16 protein-coding genes and 1 CRISPR repeat array are annotated in these 22,338 nt (G+C 49.6%); of the genes, 11 read left to right on the top strand and 5 right to left on the bottom strand.

Going from position 1 to position 22,338, the window contains the following annotated elements:
- Positions 1–22 precede the first annotated feature (22 nt).
- Together cas3 and RI501_RS07990 are read left to right on the top strand one after the other, a co-directional pair.
- Positions 23–2,863 (top strand): CRISPR-associated helicase Cas3', encoded by a 2,841-nt coding sequence (gene cas3 / locus RI501_RS07995; protein WP_313821525.1) that lies wholly within the window; start codon positions 23–25, stop codon positions 2,861–2,863.
- A complete protein-coding gene (locus tag RI501_RS07990; protein WP_313821523.1) occupies positions 2,856–3,437 on the top strand; it encodes a type I-E CRISPR-associated protein Cse1/CasA in 582 nt (193 codons plus the stop codon). The genes cas3 and RI501_RS07990 overlap by 8 nt, the downstream gene beginning before the upstream one ends.
- Before the next feature lie 18 nt (positions 3,438–3,455).
- On the opposite strand, the gene RI501_RS07985 is transcribed toward RI501_RS07990, so the two are convergent.
- Positions 3,456–4,730 carry an ISL3 family transposase gene (locus RI501_RS07985; RefSeq protein WP_313820033.1) on the bottom strand — a complete coding sequence of 425 codons (1,275 nt, stop codon included), beginning with the start codon at positions 4,728–4,730 and terminating at the stop codon, positions 3,456–3,458.
- Between the two features lie 152 nt (positions 4,731–4,882).
- On the opposite strand from RI501_RS07985, the gene RI501_RS07980 reads away from it, so the two are divergent.
- From RI501_RS07980 to cas2e, 7 genes are read left to right on the top strand one after another with little or no spacing between them, the layout of a single operon-like run.
- Positions 4,883–6,064 carry a type I-E CRISPR-associated protein Cse1/CasA gene (locus RI501_RS07980; RefSeq protein ID WP_313823173.1) on the top strand — a complete coding sequence of 394 codons (1,182 nt, stop codon included), beginning with the start codon at positions 4,883–4,885 and terminating at the stop codon, positions 6,062–6,064.
- Positions 6,065–6,073: 9 nt separating this feature from the next.
- Positions 6,074–6,691: a type I-E CRISPR-associated protein Cse2/CasB gene (gene casB / locus RI501_RS07975; protein ID WP_313821521.1), complete on the top strand. Its 618-nt coding sequence runs from the start codon at positions 6,074–6,076 to the stop codon at positions 6,689–6,691.
- Positions 6,691–7,764 carry a type I-E CRISPR-associated protein Cas7/Cse4/CasC gene (gene cas7e, locus RI501_RS07970; protein ID WP_313821519.1) on the top strand — a complete coding sequence of 358 codons (1,074 nt, stop codon included), beginning with the start codon at positions 6,691–6,693 and terminating at the stop codon, positions 7,762–7,764. The genes casB and cas7e overlap by 1 nt, the downstream gene beginning before the upstream one ends.
- On the top strand, positions 7,745–8,470 hold the full coding sequence (cas5e, locus tag RI501_RS07965) for a type I-E CRISPR-associated protein Cas5/CasD (RefSeq protein ID WP_313821517.1): 726 nt from the start codon (positions 7,745–7,747) through the stop codon (positions 8,468–8,470). Before cas7e ends, cas5e begins: the two co-directional genes overlap by 20 nt.
- Positions 8,471–8,485: 15 nt before the next feature.
- Positions 8,486–9,157: a type I-E CRISPR-associated protein Cas6/Cse3/CasE gene (gene cas6e, locus RI501_RS07960; protein WP_313821516.1), complete on the top strand. Its 672-nt coding sequence runs from the start codon at positions 8,486–8,488 to the stop codon at positions 9,155–9,157.
- Between the two features lie 6 nt (positions 9,158–9,163).
- A complete protein-coding gene (gene cas1e, locus RI501_RS07955) occupies positions 9,164–10,111 on the top strand; it encodes a type I-E CRISPR-associated endonuclease Cas1e (protein ID WP_313823171.1) in 948 nt (315 codons plus the stop codon).
- On the top strand, positions 10,111–11,025 hold the full coding sequence (gene cas2e / locus RI501_RS07950) for a type I-E CRISPR-associated endoribonuclease Cas2e (protein WP_313821514.1): 915 nt from the start codon (positions 10,111–10,113) through the stop codon (positions 11,023–11,025). Before cas1e ends, cas2e begins: the two co-directional genes overlap by 1 nt.
- Positions 11,026–11,054: 29 nt before the next feature.
- A CRISPR array of direct repeats spans positions 11,055–14,501; the repeat unit is 28 nt; unit sequence GTATTCCCCACATGTGTGGGGGTGATTC.
- A 41-nt stretch (positions 14,502–14,542) separates the two neighbouring features.
- Here cas2e and RI501_RS07945 read toward each other — a convergent pair.
- From RI501_RS07945 to RI501_RS07935, 3 genes are all read right to left on the bottom strand, one after another.
- Entirely contained in the window at positions 14,543–15,472 is a 930-nt protein-coding gene (locus RI501_RS07945; RefSeq protein WP_313819825.1) for an IS30-like element ISLpl1 family transposase, read from the bottom strand.
- Between the two features lie 257 nt (positions 15,473–15,729).
- Positions 15,730–16,653, bottom strand: coding sequence for a hypothetical protein (locus tag RI501_RS07940; protein ID WP_313821512.1), 924 nt, complete (start codon positions 16,651–16,653; stop codon positions 15,730–15,732).
- Positions 16,654–16,776: 123 nt separating this feature from the next.
- Entirely contained in the window at positions 16,777–17,109 is a 333-nt protein-coding gene (locus tag RI501_RS07935) for a hypothetical protein (protein WP_313821509.1), read from the bottom strand.
- A 414-nt stretch (positions 17,110–17,523) separates the two neighbouring features.
- Here RI501_RS07935 and RI501_RS07930 point away from each other — a divergent pair, with 414 nt between their 5' ends.
- Positions 17,524–18,366: a metallophosphoesterase family protein gene (locus RI501_RS07930; RefSeq protein WP_313821507.1), complete on the top strand. Its 843-nt coding sequence runs from the start codon at positions 17,524–17,526 to the stop codon at positions 18,364–18,366.
- A 188-nt stretch (positions 18,367–18,554) separates the two neighbouring features.
- Here RI501_RS07930 and RI501_RS07925 read toward each other — a convergent pair whose 3' ends face one another.
- Positions 18,555–20,207 carry a peptide ABC transporter substrate-binding protein gene (locus RI501_RS07925; protein ID WP_313821506.1) on the bottom strand — a complete coding sequence of 551 codons (1,653 nt, stop codon included), beginning with the start codon at positions 20,205–20,207 and terminating at the stop codon, positions 18,555–18,557.
- Positions 20,208–20,730: 523 nt separating this feature from the next.
- Between RI501_RS07925 and RI501_RS07920 the strand changes: the two genes are divergently transcribed.
- On the top strand, positions 20,731–22,329 hold the full coding sequence (locus RI501_RS07920) for a cation:proton antiporter (RefSeq protein ID WP_313821504.1): 1,599 nt from the start codon (positions 20,731–20,733) through the stop codon (positions 22,327–22,329).
- The last annotated feature ends 9 nt before the right edge of the window (positions 22,330–22,338 follow it).

The following is a 22,338-nucleotide window of genomic DNA, read 5'->3' as shown; positions in this document are numbered from 1 at the left end:
ACCCAGAAATTTACCGGCAGATGTGACTAGCCTTTGGGCTAAAAAGAATACAGAAAATGGAGAGCAAAAATGGGCCCCCTTAATTGTACACCTGGTCGATACTTCAAACGTGATGAATTGGCTATATTACCATTGGCTGGACGAAGGACAACGGCAGTTTTTAACGACCACGTTACCAGACGAAGAGATACAAAAACTGGTTAAATTTCTCGGCTTCTTTCACGATTTTGGTAAGGCCACGCCAGCGTTTCAGACCAAGAAGTCTTACGATGGTAATCGGTCTTTGGATGCCGAATTATTGGAATTATTGAGTCGACACGGGTTTGCCGATTTAACGAACTTGGTGTTAGCTTCTCCCCAAAAATCTCCGCACGCATTGGCGGGTGAGGCCTTGCTAGAAAGTGACCGTTTCAACGTTCCAGCAGCCATTGGGGCCATTATTGGTGGACATCATGGTAAACCGGGACGGTGGGCGCCCAAACGGCAGCTAAAGGACTACCCAGCCAATTATTGTCAGATTGATGGTATCCCAGACGATCTGCAAGAGCGGGAACGTGAACGGCGGATTAAATTAAACTGGGAAGACGTTCAGCAACGATTATTTGATTACGGATTAGAGTTTGCGGGCTACCAGGATGCCACGGAAATTCCGACGGTGAATCAGCCCCAGGCCGTCATCTTAGAGGGCCTCTTGATTATGGCCGATTGGCTGGCTTCGAGTGAATATTTAGACGCCGCGCAGACTATCCCGCTGTTTCCGTTGATTCGGTTGGATGAGTCTTATCAAGATGTTGATTTAACGGCCCGTTACCAACACGCCATTCTAACGTGGAAACGTACGGATAAGTGGGAATCCCACCAAGTGGCGGTAAACGACAGTCAGGATCCCAAGCAACACCGCGACCCTTATTTTGACCGCTGGGGTTTCACGGCCCGGGACGTACAGTTGATCATGACCCAGGCTATTCAAGCCACGACGGACCCAGGAATGGTGATCGTTGAGGCTGGCATGGGGGTGGGGAAGACCGAAATCGCGTTGATTGCCGCCGAACAGTTAGCCGCTAAAACGGGTAGGAATGGGGTCTTTATGGGGCTTCCGACTCAGGCGACGACTAACGCCATGTTTAGCCGGGTGGTGGCCTGGGCCCGCCAGCTGGCCAATGCCGAGGGCAAAAAGCTACCAATTAATTTGATGCACGGGAAAAAGCAGTTTAATCAAAACTTTCAAAATCTTCCGGATGCAGCAAACGTGTATGACCATGACCAAGTGGGTCACCAATCTGAGACCAAGGCCCAAAGCGAAGCCGGGGCGGTGGTCGTGAATAATTGGTTTTCGGGGAAAAAATCGATTTTAGCGGACTTTACGGTAGGAACGATCGATAACTTGCTGTTGATGGGACTCAAGAAGAAGCATTTGTTCCTCCGCCACCTAGGGTTTAGCGGCAAGGTCGTCATTATCGACGAAGTGCATGCGTATGATGCCTATATGAATAGTTACCTATATAAAGCAATTAATTGGTTAGGTGCCTATCATGTACCCATTATTGTTTTATCGGCAACGCTTCCCATTACTAAACGCAACAAATTGATTTATGCCTACTTGAAGGGAAAATATGGGCGCCACTACAAAAAAGGGTTACAAGCCCCAGCCGGTTGGGATCAAGCCCAGGCTTATCCCTTGTTAACCTTGGCAGATGGTCAGATGATTAAGCAAACAACGGATTTTAATCAGCGTCAAATATCGAACACCACGGTCCAGATTCAACGACTCGATTTAGACGATGCCACCTTGATCAAAGCCGTCATGACAAAGATTCAAGCTGGTGGAGTGGCGGGAGTGATCGTTAACACGGTCAAACGAGCTCAGGCATTAGCCAAGTTGGTTTTAGCTGATCCGGGTGACGTTCAGCTGATGGTCCTGCATTCAGCCTTTCTCGCCCCCGATCGGTCTAAACAAGAACAAGCGCTACAACGTGCGATCGGTAAGGGCGGGACCCGACCGAAGAAGTTGATTGTGATTGGAACGCAGGTGCTGGAGCAATCCCTAGATATTGATTTCGACGTTTTGTACACTGATATCGCACCGATGGATTTAATTCTCCAACGAATTGGCCGGTTACACCGGCATCGAATTACCCGGCCGGCAGCGTTACAGCAACCGCAAACTTTCATTTTAGGGATACAGGGACCGGGCGATTACGGAGATGCCAATGAGGCCGTTTACGAAAAGTACTTACTCATGAAAACGGACCACTTCTTAGATGAAACGGTAACCTTGCCTCGGGACATTTCTCAGCTGGTCCAAAAGGTGTACGACCCAGCGACCGATAGCGAAGTGTCTGAAATTGAACCGGCCAAGGAAGACTTTGAGGATGATCGTGATCGCGAAAAAGCCCGTTCCAAGGTCTTTCAAGTGGCCCCACCCAATTTTAAGGCGGGGCAAACCATTCACGGATGGTTAGACTGGGATGACCAAAGCTTAGATAAGGATGAACAAAATGCCAGTGCGGCGGTCCGGGATATTCAGGAGTCAATCGAAGTGGTCTTAGTGCAACATACGGCTCACGGTGACTGTTTGCTCGATGGGCGACCATTAAATACCGTCAAACCGCAAGAAATTGCCGAACAGGTGCTGAGGTTGCCGGCGGCGGTGACGCCCAGAAGCTCAGTGGTGGCGCAAGTGATCACGACGTTGGAGCAGCGAACGGGGGACCAATTTGCCGATTGGCAATTAAGTCCTTGGTTACGTGGGGCGTTGGCCTTATCGCTAGATGACCAGGCCGCGACAACTCTGGGGAGGTGGTCTTTAACGTATTCAACGAAGCTCGGATTGAGCTATGAAAAGGAGGATGAGCATGATTGAGCAACATTTTAACCTGACAACGGATCCGTGGATCAAAGTGATTCGGCAAGATACTAGCCAGGAAACCAAAGTGTCATTGATTGAGCTTTTTGCCCACGCCCAGGATTACCGCCAATTAGCGGGTGAAATGAAATCCCAAGATTTGGCGATTCTACGCCTGTTACTGGCAATTTTAACCACGGTGTATTCACGATTTGATGCCGAGGGTGAAGCCTATAGCTGGTTGCAACTTAACGACGATACATTCCAAACCATTGACGTGAATCCGGATGATGATACCGAGGAATCGGAAATGGCAGACGACTTGTTGGCCACCTGGACCCAAGTCTATCAGACGGGACATTTTTCTGATATCGTGACCCGCTATTTACAACGGTATGCTGATCGGTTTGACTTCTTTGGCGACCATCCCTTTTATCAGGTCACGACCCAGGATTACGATGCGTTGGTTCCCGCTAATAAGCAGGTGGCTAAGGGCAAGGGTCGGGTGGCCGTTAAACAGTTAAACCGACGGATTTCAGAGAGTGCGAACACCCCCGCTGTTTTTGGGTTCTATGTCAACTGTTGTTGGTAATTCCATTTATAAAATTGTCTAATCCTTTGAGATTAGGCAATTTTTTTTGAGCCCAAATGCCAGATGAATCCTTAATCTAAAGCTTGTGAAACAGCCAAAGCCGTACGCAACTCGCTTTATTACCTTGATTTTGTTATTAATACCCTCCATTGGACCATTTGAGAATTCATATCTCAATGCATTATCAACCGATTCTCGGTTCTCAACCAGTGCGTTCAACGCCTTCGTCATTTCTTCTGAGCCATTGTCTTTTCCGTCTAGAACTGTTTCTAGTCGAGCGATGTCACGGTACCTAACGGCACTCATGACCGTCTGTAACTGGTTATATGCTTCGCGTAATTCTTCGTTGATATCAAGAAGATATTCGACTACGCTATTCTCAGTTTGGCTTCCAGGAATGTTAGTGTAATTAGAGTACTTCTTTAAGTCCAACTTCTCGTTGGGCTTAAAGAACAGTCGCCAGTAACGCTTTAAAGCCTTATATTTCATGTTTGAAGGCGCATAGGATTTCATGATACGAATCCTTACTCGAGTGAATCCCCGCATCACGGAGTTAACGATGTGGAACCGATCGGTTACCACAATCGCATTTGGAAAAATAGATTCAGCTAGTTTGGGATAAGTGTAGTTCATATCTGTCACAATGACTTTGACGCTTTCTCTAGCTTTCTTCGTATAACGTTTAAAGTAATTCTCCAAATCATAGAGTGTCCGCGATTCCAGAATGTCCAAGAATTCACACCGAATACCATCCATAAATACAAAGCTCATGGATCCCTTTGCGTCTTTGGTAGACTTGACCTCATCCATGTTAATTACAGCCGGTAACCAGTCAAAACGCGTTTTGACGTTGCCCTGATAGCTTCTCATGATTCGCAGGACCGTTGTACTTGAGATGCTTAATTCGGTAGCGACATGACGCATCGAAACTGTTTCACTTAATTTTAGAAAACAGGCAAGTTTGCTTGTGTTAGAGATGGTGTGGTTTCGTTGAACTAGTGGTGTTTCCGCAAGAAAGTATTGTAGGCAGTGCTTACACTTGAAGTCCCGCTTTTTAAGATGAAGCTGGACATCCCGTTCGGCAGTTCGAGGCAATTTAACATTGGCCCAGCGCCAGCCATATTTGATAATACTTTTTTGGTTTAAGACACCACATTTGGGGCATGCTTTTGGACGATAGTCCAAAATTGCCTGCACTTTAAGTGGGCCCATCATTTCCAAGGGGTTCATCACTTTTAACTTTTTGATGTTGGGGTCTTTTATCCCCAGGATAATTTTAGTATCATTAGTCATAGGATATAGTCACTTTCTCTTTCTTGAAATGTGGTAGTGGATGGATATAGGTCTGCGACTATATCCCTTTTTTGTACATTTTTTTACATTCTTTGATTATACAAAAATATCCGTTGCCAGTAATCAAATTCATTTGATTACCAACAACAGATATTTTAGAACCTGTTTTTGCCCCGAAGACTGGGGAACTAAAGAATCAATTATCGGTGGATGAACTGATACGGTGGATCATTACTTATCAGAACTTTACGGGGGTCACGGATAAAACCAAAGTCGTCACCACTGAAAAGTTTTCGAATCCCGCGGGCTGGCTGTACCGGTTAGGCCCCGTCTACGCGCAGGGACAGACGATCTTTGAAACCTTAATGTTAAACCTGGTTTTAGTGGGCGATAAGTTGGACGTTACGGCAGTTCAGCGGCCGGTGTGGGAATTTTCAACGGTGCAAGATTATGTGACCGAGCGCAAGAAGCAAGCTAAACCGACTAATTTAGCGGAACTCTATACGGCCTGGTCGAGAATTCTACATATTGAATGGGTGGATCAACAGCCTAATATCTTTAGTGCGGGAATTCCCATGTTTGCGTCAGAAGATACGCTGATCGAACCGATGACCACTTGGCGGTGGGATAAGAAGGAAAAGCAGTTCAGACCCGCCGTCAAGGGATTACGGTCACTGGGGATCTCGATGTGGCGAAATTTTGGTCAGTACGTTAAGGTCAACGACGAAAAAACGGAGCGGCAACCAGGATTAGTTGATTGGTTACAGAGATTGAAGCACCAAGAAAACACCGTGATTGCTGATGACCAGCCCTTGACCTTGGCCTCGGTCGCATTAGTTAGTGATGGGAATGCGACGTCTCAATCTCCGGCTGCAGAAGTGGCTGATGACTTGCAAATGCAGGCGGACGTGCTATTTGATCCGGAAATCGAAGACCATTGGCCGGTCAGAATTGAAGACGCGGTTGAGGTGACTCAGAATGTTGGGACGGATTTTTATCACTTCGCCGCGGATATCGCGCAGATTCGCGATATTGACTCGCGCGACTTTGCGGGGAAATGGAGTGCACAGTTCTACGCAAGTTTAGATGCACCGTTTAAAGACTGGCTGGCGCAATTAACGGGTCATGATAACCGGGAAGTCAAAATCAACGACTGGAAGTTGCAGTTGCAAAGCCTATTACGTCAAGCTGTACAAGCCGTCCTGGAAACCAGTTCACCGCGCGATATTACGGGAATTAAGGACAGCAAGGACCGACCGTTCAATATTTTTACGGCGCAGAGTCGCTTAAATTACAACGTACACAGGCATTTGAACCTAACTAAGAAGGCGTGATGACGATTTATGGAAAATAAAGCAAAAAAAACGGTTGAGGAGACAACGGATACCATCATCCGGGCGCTTTATCGTGAAGGTAATCCGAATAAAGCGGTATTGGCGAGCCTGAGAAGTACCACCACGTTGACCGGTCACCGGGCACAGGCGGTTTGGCCCATCATGCTGGCTGACTTGGACGAAGGAATGTTGAGTAAGACCGGTCAACCCACCTATGCGGAAACGGCAATCTTTGCCGCGTTGCGGTTTTACGCTATCCAACAGCAAGGGGTTGAGGGTCACATGGTTTACGGCTCCGCTAAGGCTAAAGACGAAGATGACAAAGGTGTTGCGTTGTTCAAGGCCCTAGCTCAGTTACGAAGTCAAGAGGGCCAGCAAGTGGCCTTGGATCGCCGAGTTCGCGCTGTGCTGGAAACAACGAATATTACGAGCATGATCAATTCGTTGTCCCATTTAATTAGCATTTTAAAGTCCCATAATCGGGGACAAAAGATTGATTACGCGGCCCTAGCTCAGGACCTGTATAACGCGCAGTGGGGGAACCGTCAGGCAAATCAGGTTCACCTATACTGGGGACAGCAATACTACTGGAATGGTTCTACGACAAATGAAGGGAAGAAAAACTAATGACTGCTAAAAACTTATACCTGGACATCAACGTCTTACAAACGGTTCCATCTTCTAACTTAAACCGGGATGACACGGGTGCCCCGAAGACGGCTCTGTACGGTGGTGTGACGCGAGCACGGGTTTCTTCACAAAGCTGGAAGCGCGCCGTCCGCTCAACTTTCCGGGAAGATAACGTTAACGTGGGAACGCGGACTAAGGAAGCCGCACAATTATTGGTCAACGAACTGAAGCAACAAGACACTACGTTAGAAGACGATGTGGCGTGGGCTAAGACTGACGCGGCCTTTAAGGCGGCGGGCGTTAAACTGAATAAAGAGCATGAAACGGGTGCCCTGTTACTGATTAGTCGCGGTCAGCTTGAAAAATTAGCCCAGTATTTACTGGCTAACGATGATCTTGATAAAAAAGAGATCAAGAAGGTCCTAAAGGGTGATCAATCCCTAGACTTAGCGTTATTTGGTCGCATGGTGGCCGATAATCCGGAACTAAACGTGGACGCAGCGGCGCAAGTTGCTCATGCCATTTCTACGCACGAAGTGGTTCCAGAGTACGATTACTTTACGGCTTTGGATGATTTACAAGGCGAGGACGAAACCGGTGCGGCCATGCTGGGGAGTATTGAATACAACTCATCGACCCTTTACCGTTACGCCAACGTGAACGTGAACGAATTAGTGCACAACTTAAATGCGGAAGATGCGGTTCACGGTGTTGCTGATTTCATTAAGGATTTCCTCTTGTCAATGCCAACGGGGAAACAAAATACGTTTGCCAATAAGACCTTGCCGAGCTACGTACTGATCACGTTGCGACCAGATACGCCGGTTAACCTGGTCTCGGCCTTCGAAAAGCCGGTGGATTCACGTGATGGCTACGTTGCCGCTTCAATTGACCGGTTGGAAGCAGAGTATCAAACGACCCAACAATTTGTCGACACGCCACGGTTGAACGTGGTCCTGGGAAAGGCTGATTCTCAAATTGGTGAAGTGGCGACGAACTTAGCTGACTTACTTAGCAAGGTCACCGGCAGCTTGACGGAGGCGATTCAGGATGAAGACACTAACGCTTAGACTGACAGCGCCCTTACAATCGTATGGAAATCAGGCGACCTTTGAACGCCGAACTTCTGGCGATTTTCCGTCCAAGAGTGCCGTTATTGGGATGATTGCGGCGGCCCTGGGTTACCGCCGCGACGATGATCGCATTCTGGCACTCAATGACCTGGTCTTTGCGGTCAGAGTGGACCAGGGAGGCAAACCCCTGACTGAGTTTCAAACGGTTGAGTGGAAGCAGGGTACCCGCAAACTGACGCATCGAGATTATCTCCAGGATGCCGTTTTTATGGTGGCCGTGGGGAGTGAGGATGAAGCCATGATGACGCGGATTTATGAGGCCTTGCAACATCCTAAGTTCCAGCTATTTCTTGGTCGCCGGGCCAGCGTTCCCGCGGGGGTGCTACAAATTCGCGAATTTGCCGATCAGACACCGCTTGCGGTTTTAAAAGAGCTGGCTTGGCAAGCCTCGGATTGGTACCAAAAACGGTATACCAAGTGGCATCCTCAGGCGACGACCGTGACGCTAGATATGTATGCGGATGCGGCGCTACTACCAAATAAGCATCAGGTCATGGTCAGAGACCGGGTGGAGTCATTTGATCAACGTGATCGCCGCTATGGGTTTCGACCGTTGGCAACGGAACGGGTAACGCTGCCCAATCCACTGCTTAAAGGTGTTGACCAAGTTGCCACGGAACATGACCCGTTTAGCGTACTTTAGAAGGGAGTTAGCTGTATGTATCTATCACGAGTTGAAGTGGATAGTCGTAATCGTCAAAAAATAAAAGACCTAACTCACTTAGGCGCTTACCATAATTGGGTTGAACAGAGTTTTCCGAAAGAGATTGCCCAAAAGGAACGTCGCCGCCACCTTTGGCGACTGGATAACTTGGGGGGCAAACAATACTTACTAGTTCTCAGCGAAGAGAAGCCGGATATTCAAAAATTAGTGACCTACGGGGTTACTGGTACGGCCATGATCAAAACCTATGATTCATTCTTGGATAGGATTCAGACGGGTCAGATTATGCAATTTCGATTGACGGCTAATCCTTCGCGTAAGATTAGTCGTCCAGGTCAAAAGCAGGGACGGGTTGTGCCCCACATTACGGTAGACCAGCAACGAAATTGGCTGATTGAGCGGGCTGCGGCGAGTGGGTTTGAGTTAGTTCAACAAGAAATCGTTGATGAACCCAAGGCTCCTGTCAGCCGAGCGTTTGATATCGTTGCGCGGGATTGGCCAGTATTACACCATAAAAAGGAACGCAATGTCCGCCTTAGTCGGGTGACCTTTGAAGGCCTTTTACGGGTAACGGACGTTGAAACGTTTAAGACTACGTTAACGCAAGGTCTCGGTCGCGAAAAAGCATTTGGAATGGGCCTAATGACGGTAATTCCAGAAAGGTAGCGGATGATGAAAAAGAAAATTGGCGCTAAAAAGCCCGAGCTATCCGAGTTGGGACGAGTCCGCGACCGGATTTCTTTTCTCTATCTGGAGCACGCTAAGCTAAACCGTCAAGACAGTGCCATTCAGGTATTAGATCAACGGGGAATTGTCTGTATTCCCGCAGCGATGATTAGTGTTTTGATGCTCGGCCCCGGTGTGGATGTGACTCATCGGGCGATGGAACTCATTGGCGATTCGGGAACGGGAGTCGTATGGGTCGGTGAACAGGGTGTGCGCGAATACGCTCACGGTCGTGCATTGAACCATTCGTCGCGGTTATTACAAGCCCAAGCTAAGTTGGTCTCGAATCAACGTTCTCGTGTGGCCGTTGCCCGCAAAATGTATCAGATGCGCTTTCCTGATCAAGATGTGTCTGGCCTAAGTATGCAGGAGTTGCGAGGCAAGGAAGGCGCTCGCGTCAGGAGTGTGTATCGGGAACAATCCCTAAAAACGCACGTTGCGTGGACGCGACGGACTTACGATCCTAATGACTTTGAAGCGGGAACGCCGATTAATCAAGCGCTGACCGCAGCTCATCAAGCTTTGTACGGACTGAGTTATAGCGTTATTGCGGCCTTGGGGGTCTCACCCGGCTTAGGTTTTGTGCATACGGGACATGATTTGGCCTTTGTGTACGACTTTGCGGATCTGTACAAGGCGGATACTTCGATTCCAGTGGCCTTTCAAATGGCCGCCAAGTACGGTGAAGACAAGGATATCGGGTCGAAAACGCGTTTGGCGATGCGCGATGTGTTTCGCAATGGCAAGCTGTTAGCTCGGATGGTCGCAGATTTAAAAACCTTGATGGGCGTGACCGACGAGGTTGATGAGGCCGATTTGGTTAGTCTGTGGGACGATAAGCTGGGCCTACAAAGGATGGGCGTCCAGTATCAAGAAGTTGGTGAAGATGACTGATGATTGTGGTGACGTTAACTAAGGTTCCCGCGGCGTTACGGGGGGATTTAACGAAATGGACCCAAGAAATTCAAACCGGCGTCTATGTGGGTAACGTTAGTGCGCGGATTCGTGACTTGTTATGGGACCGCATCGTACAAAATATTGGTCATGGTGAAGCCACGCTGGCTTATAACACCAATAGTGAGTTGGGCTACACGTTTCGAACGACACGTCAAGACCGTCAAGTTGTAAACTATGACGGGGTTCCCTTGATGATGCATTTGAAGCACCCGAAGACACCGATAAAACCAGGGTTCAGTAGCGCTGCTAAGTTCCATCAGGCGAAAACCATGGCTCATCGACGCCGAGTACAGAAAGCGGTAGCGTCTGTCGTAACGAAGGCGGTTCAAACACTACCCCCATTGGTGGTCTTGGACCTCGAAACCACCGGACTCAAGAGTGCACAGGACCAAATTATGTCGATTGGTGCGGTAAAACGTAACGCCAACGGTCAGGTGGAATTGTTTCAACGGTTGATTCAGATTGAGGGAACGGTACCGTCAAAGATTACGGCACTGACCGGGATAACGGCTGAGCAGTTACAGACTCAAGGCGTGGCTTTAGCTACGGCATTGAAAGACTTACGCGAGTTTGTTCAGGACCTGGTAATTGTTGGGTACAACGTTGGCTTTGATGAAAAATTTTTAAACGTTGGTTATCAACTTGTTGAACAACCAAATTTGACGAATACTTTTCGCGATTTAATGCCAACGGTGAAAAATGTTCAGGAATTTTTAGATAATTACCGATTGCCGACGGTTTTGGAACAGTATAAAATTCAAAATACGAATCCGCATCATGCGTTAGCCGACGCTCAGGCGACCCTAGCCTTAGCGGACAAGTTAATAAAAAACGGTGATTTTCGAATTTAGGAATGCTGGTTTAACGGGATTTGTTTAGTGTATTCCCCACATGTGTGGGGGTGATTCTAATAAGGAAGATCGTATTTAACAGCATCAGCTGTATTCCCCACATGTGTGGGGGTGATTCTAATAACAAATATTCATTTCCGTAATGAGAATCGTATTCCCCACATGTGTGGGGGTGATTCTATCAGCTTCAGACAAGCCCCCTTTCTCATTGTGTATTCCCCACATGTGTGGGGGTGATTCTCCTTTGTCCAGTCTTGATGACATCTCCCGTGCGTATTCCCCACATGTGTGGGGGTGATTCCTGTTATCATCTTATCATACTATCATAGAATAGGTATTCCCCACATGTGTGGGGGTGATTCTAAGAAAGAGCTAGACTATGTCGATGTTTCCCGGTATTCCCCACATGTGTGGGGGTGATTCTATAATCATAGATAAGAAAAGGAAGTTATAACAGTATTCCCCACATGTGTGGGGGTGATTCTCCAAGACCGGTAATATTTGAACTCCCAGAATGGTATTCCCCACATGTGTGGGGGTGATTCTAGAACGATTATATTGCTGGATTAGTTCGCCAAGTATTCCCCACATGTGTGGGGGTGATTCTCATATTAAGGAGGAAAAAAATGATTAGTAATAGTATTCCCCACATGTGTGGGGGTGATTCTAGAATAATCAACAACTTTTTGAAATTCTTTTTGTATTCCCCACATGTGTGGGGGTGATTCTTGAAGACTTTATGATTATCTTTGAACCCTGGGGTATTCCCCACATGTGTGGGGGTGATTCCCATAGATAAGGAAAGGGGATCTTAGAAATGAGGTATTCCCCACATGTGTGGGGGTGATTCCGTTTCCCCGTCCTGAGTATCGACGCGGTAATCGTATTCCCCACATGTGTGGGGGTGATTCTTCCAAGCTGTTATCTTTAATTTCACTCATAGTGTATTCCCCACATGTGTGGGGGTGATTCCAAAACCCCAGCATCACTGCTAGGGCCGTTTGGGTATTCCCCACATGTGTGGGGGTGATTCCAAGTACCAGCGACCGGAGTTGTACAAGTATAAGTATTCCCCACATGTGTGGGGGTGATTCCGATGTGCCGGAAACTTCTAACTCCGGCCACCTGTATTCCCCACATGTGTGGGGGTGATTCTGCGGCATTACTTCACATCTCCCTCCGTAGTGGGTATTCCCCACATGTGTGGGGGTGATTCTAATGATCGATTAATTGAATACCATCGTCTTCTGTATTCCCCACATGTGTGGGGGTGATTCTCGTCACCTCAATCACCTCATCACTTGTTTCACGTATTCCCCACATGTGTGGGGGTGATTCTGAATATTATGGAGTATCCGCTAAGTGGCATGAGTATTCCCCACATGTGTGGGGGTGATTCCATGACAATAGGCTGCTCACCATCATAGACAGTGTATTCCCCACATGTGTGGGGGTGATTCCTGAAAAGGCTTCATCATCGAAAGCTAGTTCAAGTATTCCCCACATGTGTGGGGGTGATTCCGAAGGCCAGTTTGAGACGACTGTTTCCTTGGAGTATTCCCCACATGTGTGGGGGTGATTCTTCGCGGTCAAATAAAAATTTAACTAGAGCTTTGTATTCCCCACATGTGTGGGGGTGATTCTACCACGAACAGCCTGTGAGGATGGATTACCTTGTATTCCCCACATGTGTGGGGGTGATTCTTAAGGCAACGCCTCTCAGTGGCACAGCCACTTGTATTCCCCACATGTGTGGGGGTGATTCTAAAACATTTGATACTCCTAATGATAGAATAGAGTATTCCCCACATGTGTGGGGGTGATTCTAGAAAAAGGGATATAGGGATAATTCTATTTAGGTATTCCCCACATGTGTGGGGGTGATTCCTAGGGGTCAATTTTCTCGGTTTTTTCCACTTTGTATTCCCCACATGTGTGGGGGTGATTCTATCTGCGGCAGATAAAAATATTACTGGCCTTGGTATTCCCCACATGTGTGGGGGTGATTCCTATCCAAGCGGTTACAGGCTGCTTATGTTAAAGTATTCCCCACATGTGTGGGGGTGATTCTCCAGAAGAGATCGAAGTGACTAATATTCCGTTGTATTCCCCACATGTGTGGGGGTGATTCACAGATAAAGCTACGAAAAAAGAGAATAAACCTGTATTCCCCACATGTGTGGGGGTGATTCCGGATGTGCATCACGATCATGAAAAATGACCACGTATTCCCCACATGTGTGGGGGTGATTCGGCATTACGGGTAATCTCTATACTAAACGGTGGGTATTCCCCACATGTGTGGGGGTGATTCTATTATCAGCGATATTTTTTTGGCACATAAGAATGTATTCCCCACATGTGTGGGGGTGATTCTGAACAAAATTGCTAAAGGAGTGACTAGTGTTTGTATTCCCCACATGTGTGGGGGTGATTCCATTGAGTCGTCAACATCGGCACCGGTGTCTTGGGTATTCCCCACATGTGTGGGGGTGATTCCGGCAGAACCAATGCAGGTGGCGCTGGTAACTAGTATTCCCCACATGTGTGGGGGTGATTCTAGTTGGAACTCAGGCCCACAATCGACTAATGGGTATTCCCCACATGTGTGGGGGTGATTCTGGCACTAGGTAAAATATTAGGTCAGAAAGGAGGTATTCCCCACATGTGTGGGGGTGATTCTACCGGCATGCCGCAACTCTTTAGTTTCTGCCAGTATTCCCCACATGTGTGGGGGTGATTCCAACTAGGCGATAATGAAAGCCCATTTAAGCAAGTATTCCCCACATGTGTGGGGGTGATTCCAGATGACGCGCCCAGGCTCTAATTGCACTGGCGTATTCCCCACATGTGTGGGGGTGATTCCTTGGCGTTGCCTCTTGAGTGCGTTGATCCGCTGTATTCCCCACATGTGTGGGGGTGATTCTGACATCCTTGAAATCATCTCCAGAGGCCACAGGTATTCCCCACATGTGTGGGGGTGATTCCTAGTGACTAAGACGATTAGCAAAGCTTGGAAAGTATTCCCCACATGTGTGGGGGTGATTCTATACGATCCTGGTCAAGTAGAAGATACCAACAGTATTCCCCACATGTGTGGGGGTGATTCCGATCGGCCACCAACCTTGGGGAGTGTGTCCACGTATTCCCCACATGTGTGGGGGTGATTCTAGCCAGACTAGAAACTCAATCCGATTATTTTAGTATTCCCCACATGTGTGGGGGTGATTCCATTCATATCCCAGAATCCTCCTAGCTTTTCGGGTATTCCCCACATGTGTGGGGGTGATTCCCAGAAGTGCGCACTTCTCATCCTTTACGCCAAAGTATTCCCCACATGTGTGGGGGTGATTCCGATTGTGACATTGTATCGACTCGACATTTTCGGTATTCCCCACATGTGTGGGGGTGATTCTAATCCTGATAAGCAAGTTGACCGAATGACTGAGTATTCCCCACATGTGTGGGGGTGATTCTTGTGGTAAAAATTAATCTACGCTTTAGGTAGATTGCAAATTTAATCCGAATTTTTGGACAAATTGGTCAGCATAACCTGATACGGTGTTTGCCAGTCGAGTATTTTAAGCGGTCGCTGGTTAATTTGGAGTAACGTCGTCGTTAAATCTTGAGCACTAATGTGCTCAAAACGAGTCCCCTTAGGATAAAAATAACGTAAATTCCGATTAAAGCGTTCATTACTACCACGTTCAGCTGGCGTATAAGCATGACAGTAATAGGTCTTAATACCATATTGTGATTCAAATGATACTAGCCCACTAAACTCAGTACCACGGTCCACAGTAAAACTGTGCACCGGTCCATTAAAAGTTGTTAGGAACTTAGTCAGTGCTTCATTAACACTCGCTGTCGTTCGATCTTTTAACCGGTATGCCCAAAGGAACCGTGATTTTCGATCGATTAAAGTTAATAAAACTGCCTTACTATGCCCACGAGGACCAACGACTGTATCTAGTTCAAAATCGCCGATGCGATTACGTTGATTAATCATCATGGGACGCTGTTCAATTGATCGCCCCAAAGATTGATTATATTTGGATCGTTGGTCAACGTTACGCCGTTGGCGTACGCCATGTTCAGGTAGATCATTCAAGGAGAAATCAATTCTCCCCTGATTTAGCCAATTATAAATAGATTTAGTAGCTAGTTTAAATTCGTGAGCAATCATTCCTGGTGACCAGCTTAGACGTAAATGGTTGAGAATTTTTTGCTTTAACTCATCGCTCAGCTTAGTTTTCCGACCACATCGTGATCGCTTGTATTCGGCATCTGTTTGTGCTAATTCAGCCTGATAAGGTTGACATCGAGATAATTCATAAGAAATTGTTGACGGTGATCGGTTCAGCCGAACGCCCATTTGGATATTGGACAGCCCTAGTTCACAAAAGGTTTCGATTTTAATTCGTTCGGAATAGGTTATACTAGACAAAAGATCAGCTCCTAAAAGATGGGTTTGTGGTAAACACCATTTTAAAGGAAGCTGATCTTTTTTGTCCGAACAGCGTTCGGATTAATTTTACAATCTACCTTTATCATATGTATTCCCCACATGTGTGGGGGTGATTCCCGCCAATCGTCACGGCCATCAAGTCTCATCTCGTATTCCCCACATGTGTGGGGGTGATTCTATCGACTTAGATAACGCCAATCAGATTTTGCGTACTTCTCACACATAAGGGACTAACCTCACCCCGTTTCCACCGTGCATTTTTGTTCTCGTAGCCACTCATTAGCCACCTCTTCAAAGAACCGCCGGAAAGCCACATAGGCGTAACCTTGCCAGAAATTGCGATTTTTACGGTAGGCCGCGGGAATGATGCGGGCAACCGCTGTGTGCAGATTTTCAAGCAACACCGAGTTATTCTCTAATCGCGTGGCTGATTGGCCGAGGCTACCTAGCTGAGTTTCGGCCATGCGACAGACCGCCGCTTTGGCTTGGTAAATCACCCGTGCCATCTCATAGAGTCGGGCGTGGTCGTGATCGGCTAAAGCCGCCATCAGCTGAGCGGTCGCTGCGGGGATACCGCCCACGGTCGTCAATGACCGCGTTAAGTTCGTGAATTCTAAGCGGGTGAGTAATTTTTCAGACGATTGGTCAGTGAACTGAGCTGTCCGAGATGAGTCCAATGCCGGTTGGTTAGCACCAGTTGAATTTGACGGGGCGGAAGTATGAAGGGGCTGGCTCGTATTAAGCGTCTTAACTGTGCTTTTAAAAGATTGGTTTAAAGTCAAGTGATTAGCTGGCCAAAATGACCAATCTGGCTGCGCCAATTTGTCCTGGTGGGCGTAAAGCCAGCCTTCCATTTCGGGCAAAAAAAGGCAGTCGCTAGCATTTCGCCGGTGTTTTTTAAGCAAAAGTCCCATTTTCTCTAATTGATCGTAGGCCCGTTGAACGGTTCGCGGGCTAATGAAGTAGTTAGTCGCCATTTCGGGTTGAGCGTAATTAGCGAAATAGGCCTGCCGAGATGCGTCAAAAAAACGGTGGCCCTGCCGGCGACTGGAAAACATTCGATCGATGAGGGCGCTATAAATGACCGCCAGGGTCGGATTGAGCTGGTGTTTTTGAATAAGATTCAGGCGTAGCGCCACGTACTGCGTCTTGATTAGCATAAAAAATCCTCCGAAAGTTTTAGGGTTATACCCTTACTAACGAAATTTCGGAGGATTTTGTCACCCCCAAATAAACAAATAAACCACCAGTCCGCAGACCAGTGGTTCGTCAGTAAGCTAAAGTTAGTCGGCCGAGCCAATCAGTTGTCCGCGAACGATGGCATCCCGTTGTTCGTAGGCTAATTGCTGCACCGGCGTTCGCGGTTGATTCTCATCAACGGGTGTTAGCGTAATCGTTGAGACCTGCGAGCGGCTATCGCGTAGTGGCGCTAAAGCTTTCAGGCCGCCATCCGCTTGTGGGATCAGCGTATAGTGCCGGCCTCGTAGCGTTGCGAAGTAGGTTTCATAATCTTTGGGTTCTAGGTATTGAGGTACCAGATGGACCACTTCTCCTGTGGCGTGTTCGACAAAAGAGGGGTCAATCCAAAATGCATGGGCTTTTAGTTGTTCCTCCATGGTCATACTTCCCTTCAACTTCATATCATTTAATTTGTACCTACCCTTAGTATAGCTAACTCAGTCCTAAGTCACGAGCAAACGGACTTGGGGCCTAACTTTTTAGCCTATTTAAGTTGTTTACGCCGATTAAGTTGGTCGTTTAATTGGTGAGCGGTAAGTCGAGAATGCCCATAGAGGCCTAACCAGACCAGCAGGTAAATCACTGTTCCTTTCACGGTTAGCCGTGTGTTAGCACTAGGCAACTTGATTAGGTTATTAACTTCTTGGATGACATGCCATGGGCGATCGCTGCGCGGATGGGCGTTTGGTCCCCGTTGACCATGTCGATGTTTGACGACTCACCGAGAAAAATGGGGGCAAAGTGGCCTACTAACCCGCGAGTTGTGGCAAACTAGGGGGTGAGGTGTTGACATGACAAAAATTGCGTTAATTTCAGACGTGCACGGTGACGTCACGGCGTTAAGGGCCGTGGTGGCCGATGCCAAGCGGGCTGGCTGTACGGTTTTCTGGTTGCTGGGAGATCTCTTTCTGCCCGGGCCCGGCGCCCACGACCTGCTAACAATTCTGAATCAACTGCCACTTGCCGCGTACGTCCGGGGAAACTGGGAAGATAACCTCTTAGAAGCCATCGACGGACCGATTCAACTGGCCCGGCCGCGTAAAATTTATCTGGCGATCCTGGGGGATTACGTGCGCGCCCAACTGACGGCAACCGACATTGCTCGTCTACACCAACTGCCCCTGGTTCAGACCCGGACGGTGGACGGATTGACCTTTCAACTAAGCCACAACCTGCCTACCCAAAATTGGGGCAAGACGCTGCGGCCGGTGGGTGACCAGCCAGCTTTCGACCAGTTGGCGGGGCTCACGGCGGACGTGGCCGTTTACGGCCACACCCACCAGCAGCTAATGCGCTGGAGCAGTACCGGACAATTGATTATTAATCCCGGTACTGTGGGGATGCCCTATCCCGACTGGCCCCGCTTCACGGCAGACCTGCGTGCCCAGTACGCTATCGTGACCACGCACGGTGTGACACTGCCCACCGTTGATTTTCGTCACGTGGCCTACGATGTTGAAACGGAGTTGGCCTTGGCACGTGACCGACGATTACCATATCTTACGATGTACGTCCAGCAACTGCGCGAGGGGATGGTGAATACTCACGACGCCACGGCACTAACGCAGTTGACCACTCGACTAGGGTATCATCAACGTTTGCAGGAGATTTTAAAGCGACTCCATCAAGAGTGACACCTGAAAGCAAAACTTGTCTGCGTCTTCAGCCATTTTGCAACTAGGGCGTTGAAACGCACGCTTAAAGGTATTGTTTGCTCTTTCACGCTAAAAACGACCATTATTCCGAAAATGGGAATAATGGTCGTTTTTAGCGTGAAGGCGCATTCACCGAAGATCTCTTGTTTCGTTCTATTTTTTGGACATTAAGCCTGCCCCATGTAGGCGTGGGTGAAGTCAAACGGCACACCAGCGGGGTTGTAGATGATGCCCTTAACGGTCGTGCGCAGGAGTTGCGACTTGGCTTGCTGGAACAGGGGAATCGTAGCCTGCTGGGTCATAAGGACCTTTTCGGCGGCCACCAACTTTTGCCAACGGACGGCCGGTTGGTTGCCGTCCTGGTTATCGGCCTGGTCCATCAACCGGTCGAATTGGGCATTCTTAAAGCCGGTAATGTTGTCACTGGTGTGCGAAAGGTAGTTGTCCAGAAATTCGTTGGGGTCGGCCATGACGGACTGCGCGCCGCTCAACGTAAGCTGGTAATTCCCGGCGCTTTGCTGGTTGATCAGTTGGACGTAGGGCACCGCCTTGACCGCAACTTTGACGCCCGGTAACTTTTCCAGCGAACTCTGAAGAAATTCGGCTGTCTGCTTGGTGGCGTCCACGTCGCCCACCGACAGCGTGAGGTGTAACTGGTGGGTGTGGGTGGCCTGGTAGCCCTGTTTCAATAACGCCTTGGCTCGGGCGAGGTCGTAGGCGGTCGCCGACTGGACCACGGCCTCGCGACTAAAGTCCTCGCCAGTTTTAGGGTTCTTGCCCATCCCCACGGGCACCAACCCGCTCGAGGCTACCGAGCCGTCCTGTAAGACGTTTTTGACCAGCTGTTGACGGTTGATGGCCGCCGATAACGCCTGGCGAATTTTGACGTTCCGCAGGGCCGGCACCTTCTTTTGGTTGAGGTCCAGGCGTTGGGTGCCGGTGGGCAAGCGTTTAACGAAATTAGGATTGTTCAGGTTATTTTTGACCTGCTGGCCACTCAACAGCGTCTCGTCGGCCTTCTTGGCGGTGAACAGGTTGTAGCTGGTGGTGGTACTTTCGTTGACCTGGTAGTTGATGGCGGTCAGATGGACGTTCGCGTGGTTCCAGTAGTGCGGGTTCTTTGCCAGCGTCCAGGTCTTGCCGGTCCCGTTCCACTTGGTCAGTTGGTAGGGCCCGTCGGAAACCACGCGCGCCGACGACGTCCCGTAACGACTACCGTACTTGGCGACCACCTTAGCGTTTTCCGGGTAGAAGAGTGGCCAGGCCAGGAGGGTCTTCCAGTAGGCCACCGGCTTAGTCAGGTTAACCACCAGCTGGTACTTGCCCTGTGCGTGGATTCCCAGCGCACTGGCGGGCAGCTTGCCGGCGTTAATGGCCTTGGCGTTGACCACCGGAAACAGGTAACTTTGCATCTGCGCGGCCGTCTTGGGCGTCAACGTCCGCCGCCACGAATACACGAAGTCCTGGGCCGTGACCGGGTCGCCGTTGGACCAGCGGGCGTTGTGCCGCAGGTCGAAGGTGTAGGTCTTGCCGCCGTTAGATAGGCGGGTGTGCGTGGCAAGCGCCAGTTGGGGCTGGCCCTTAGCGTCTAAGCGGTACAGACCCTCCTGGGTGTTTTGTAACATGGTGAAACTCACGGTATCGGTGACCTTGGACAGGTCGGACGTGGAGAGTTCTTGGATCTCCGTCCAGTTTAACGTCTGGTTGGCCGCGTACTTGCCATGGCCGTTGTGACCGCTGGCCTGCTGCCCACACCCGGCGAGGGTCAAGAGTCCCAGCGCCGCCAAACTAAGGTATAACTTATGTTGAATCTGAACCATGAACGCCATCTCCTTTGCAAACTAAAAAATCGTCGCCATGTTGCGTAAACATGAGGACGATTTCCCGTGGTGCCACCCCGCTTTGGACTAGACTCACGCCCAGCCGCTCCGTAACTTCTGTTGCCAAAAGTCGGTGACGGTAACGGGTCACGGCGTCGGACGACCAGCTGGCACCGATCGTTAGCTCTCAGGTTCATCTTCGATTAACGGCCGGGGACCTCCTTTGCAGCTACCGGAGGCTCTCTTGGCGGGGGCGGTTAACGTACTCTTCCTGATCTCGCGTTCAACTGTAAAACTTGTTCCTTACGGTAGGCCGGTTACGGCCGGGTGTCAACGCCAAAAATTCGGTAAGGGTCTGAACTACTGGGGCCGCTGGAACGGACTACTATAGAAGACTGATGTATAAATCATTTAATATGTTTTTTTGCCGGACTGCCCCAAGGCCTTGCATCCCCGGGATGAGCGGAGGTGTGGTATATTTTAGTTAATTAAGTATCCATGTTATCAAGGGGGACGCCTGTCAATGAGCCAAATGATTTCAACCTTTATTCTGGTCCTGGTCGCCGTGATCAGTATCTTTCTGTCCCAGGCCTTTCCGCGCATCTCGGTCAGCTACATCAGCCTGGTGGGCGGGGCCATCATTTACCTGATCCCGGCGTTGGGACACCACGTGGCGGCGTTTAACTCGGACATCTTCATCGGGATGGTCGTGGCACCGTTACTGTTTTTCGAGGGGCAGGCCACGCGGTTAAACGCGGTGGGCCGCGAATTTCACCATATCCTGCAAACCACCGTGGTCCTGGTTATCCTGTGCCTGATCTTAGCGGGCTTTGGCGTCTGGGCGGCCGCCGGGGTCAGCCTGCCGCTGGCCTTCATCTTAGCGGCCATCAGCACGCCCACCGACGCCACGGCCATGGAGTCGGTGCCGAATGGCCTGCGGAGTCCGCAAAAGGAGGGGGTCTTCCTCAAGATGGAGTCGCTGTTTAACGACGCCTCCGGGATCATCCTGCTGAACATGGCCGCGCTGTGGTACGTCAACGGCTACATCAACTACCAAGAAACCATCGTCGACTTTTTGATTTCGGCGGTCGGCGGGGCGTTGTTCGGGTTCGTGGTCGCCTGGGCGTTGACCCTGTTTCGACAGCTGTTGATGCGGACCTCGTACAACCCGTTAAACGCGCAGATCCTGTTGTACGTGATCACGCCGTTCGTGCTGTACTACGCCTCGGAGGCCATTCGGGTCTCGGGGATCATCGCCGTGGTCTGTGCCGGGTTGGTCAGTAACGCGGAGGCCCAGCGTAGTCGGTTGTTAAACTCGCGACAGATTCACCTGGGACTCGACTTGGAAGACATGATCACCGAGATCTTTAACAGCATCGTCTTCGTGGTCCTGGGGTTCATGTTCCTAAAAATTATCGCTGATGACCGGATGACTACGGACTCGCTCAACTGGTTGATCATCGGTGTCCTACTGTACGTAATCAACGTGGCGGTCCGGTACGCCTTTGGTCGCTTGCGGCTCCACTTCAGTAACCGGTCCGGCTGGATCTTTGCGCTGGGCGGAGTCCACGGGGCCGTAACGTTGGCGTTGGCCTATACGCTGGCCGACATGCCGGTACAGCACGGCGATTTCAACCTGGTGCTGATGGCCGAAAGCACGTTGATTATCTTAAGCTTGTTGGTACCAACCGTGGTCTTTCGGTTCATCCTGCCTAAGGACGTGACCAACCGGGACGCGGCCCAGGAGTTGGACCAGGTACGCGCAACCATGGTGCACCAGGCCATCGAGACGGTCCAGAAGATGTACCTGCCACCCAACGTCAAGGCGTCCGTGATCTTTGACCTGCAATCGCAGAAACAAAAGACCCGGGTGCGCGACTTCACCAAGGCCTGGCTGGAGGTGGTCCGACACCCCGACTTTACCGGCGCCGAAAAGGAACTAGAGATGCGGGCGTTCATCACCGCCTTCGCCCAGGAACGGCAATACCTAGACATGATTTCGCAAAGTGAAGTTAAGTATCAGGACTTCGTTTTCCAGCTGTATAACGAAGTCCTGCTGGCCGAATCGCTGGTGATTGGCCCGGCCATTGACCGGCACGAGGAGGACCCGAACGATATTTAACCGCTAAAC

It is taken from the genome of Levilactobacillus zymae (assembly GCF_032190635.1).
Lineage (GTDB): Bacteria > Bacillota > Bacilli > Lactobacillales > Lactobacillaceae > Levilactobacillus > Levilactobacillus zymae_A.
This window is presented reverse-complemented; position numbering and strand designations above follow the sequence as displayed.

Coding starts and splice junctions, on each gene's coding strand:
- RI501_RS07990 (WP_313821523.1), top strand. CDS start 2,856: ATGATTGAGCAACATTTTAACCTGACAACGGATCCGTGGATCAAAGTG.
- RI501_RS07985 (WP_313820033.1), bottom strand. CDS start 4,730: ATGACTAATGATACTAAAATTATCCTGGGGATAAAAGACCCCAACATC.
- casB (WP_313821521.1), top strand. CDS start 6,074: ATGGAAAATAAAGCAAAAAAAACGGTTGAGGAGACAACGGATACCATC.
- cas7e (WP_313821519.1), top strand. CDS start 6,691: ATGACTGCTAAAAACTTATACCTGGACATCAACGTCTTACAAACGGTT.
- cas5e (WP_313821517.1), top strand. CDS start 7,745: ATGAAGACACTAACGCTTAGACTGACAGCGCCCTTACAATCGTATGGA.
- cas6e (WP_313821516.1), top strand. CDS start 8,486: ATGTATCTATCACGAGTTGAAGTGGATAGTCGTAATCGTCAAAAAATA.
- cas1e (WP_313823171.1), top strand. CDS start 9,164: ATGAAAAAGAAAATTGGCGCTAAAAAGCCCGAGCTATCCGAGTTGGGA.
- cas2e (WP_313821514.1), top strand. CDS start 10,111: ATGATTGTGGTGACGTTAACTAAGGTTCCCGCGGCGTTACGGGGGGAT.
- RI501_RS07940 (WP_313821512.1), bottom strand. CDS start 16,653: ATGCTAATCAAGACGCAGTACGTGGCGCTACGCCTGAATCTTATTCAA.
- RI501_RS07935 (WP_313821509.1), bottom strand. CDS start 17,109: ATGGAGGAACAACTAAAAGCCCATGCATTTTGGATTGACCCCTCTTTT.
- RI501_RS07930 (WP_313821507.1), top strand. CDS start 17,524: ATGACAAAAATTGCGTTAATTTCAGACGTGCACGGTGACGTCACGGCG.
- RI501_RS07925 (WP_313821506.1), bottom strand. CDS start 20,207: ATGGTTCAGATTCAACATAAGTTATACCTTAGTTTGGCGGCGCTGGGA.
- RI501_RS07920 (WP_313821504.1), top strand. CDS start 20,731: ATGAGCCAAATGATTTCAACCTTTATTCTGGTCCTGGTCGCCGTGATC.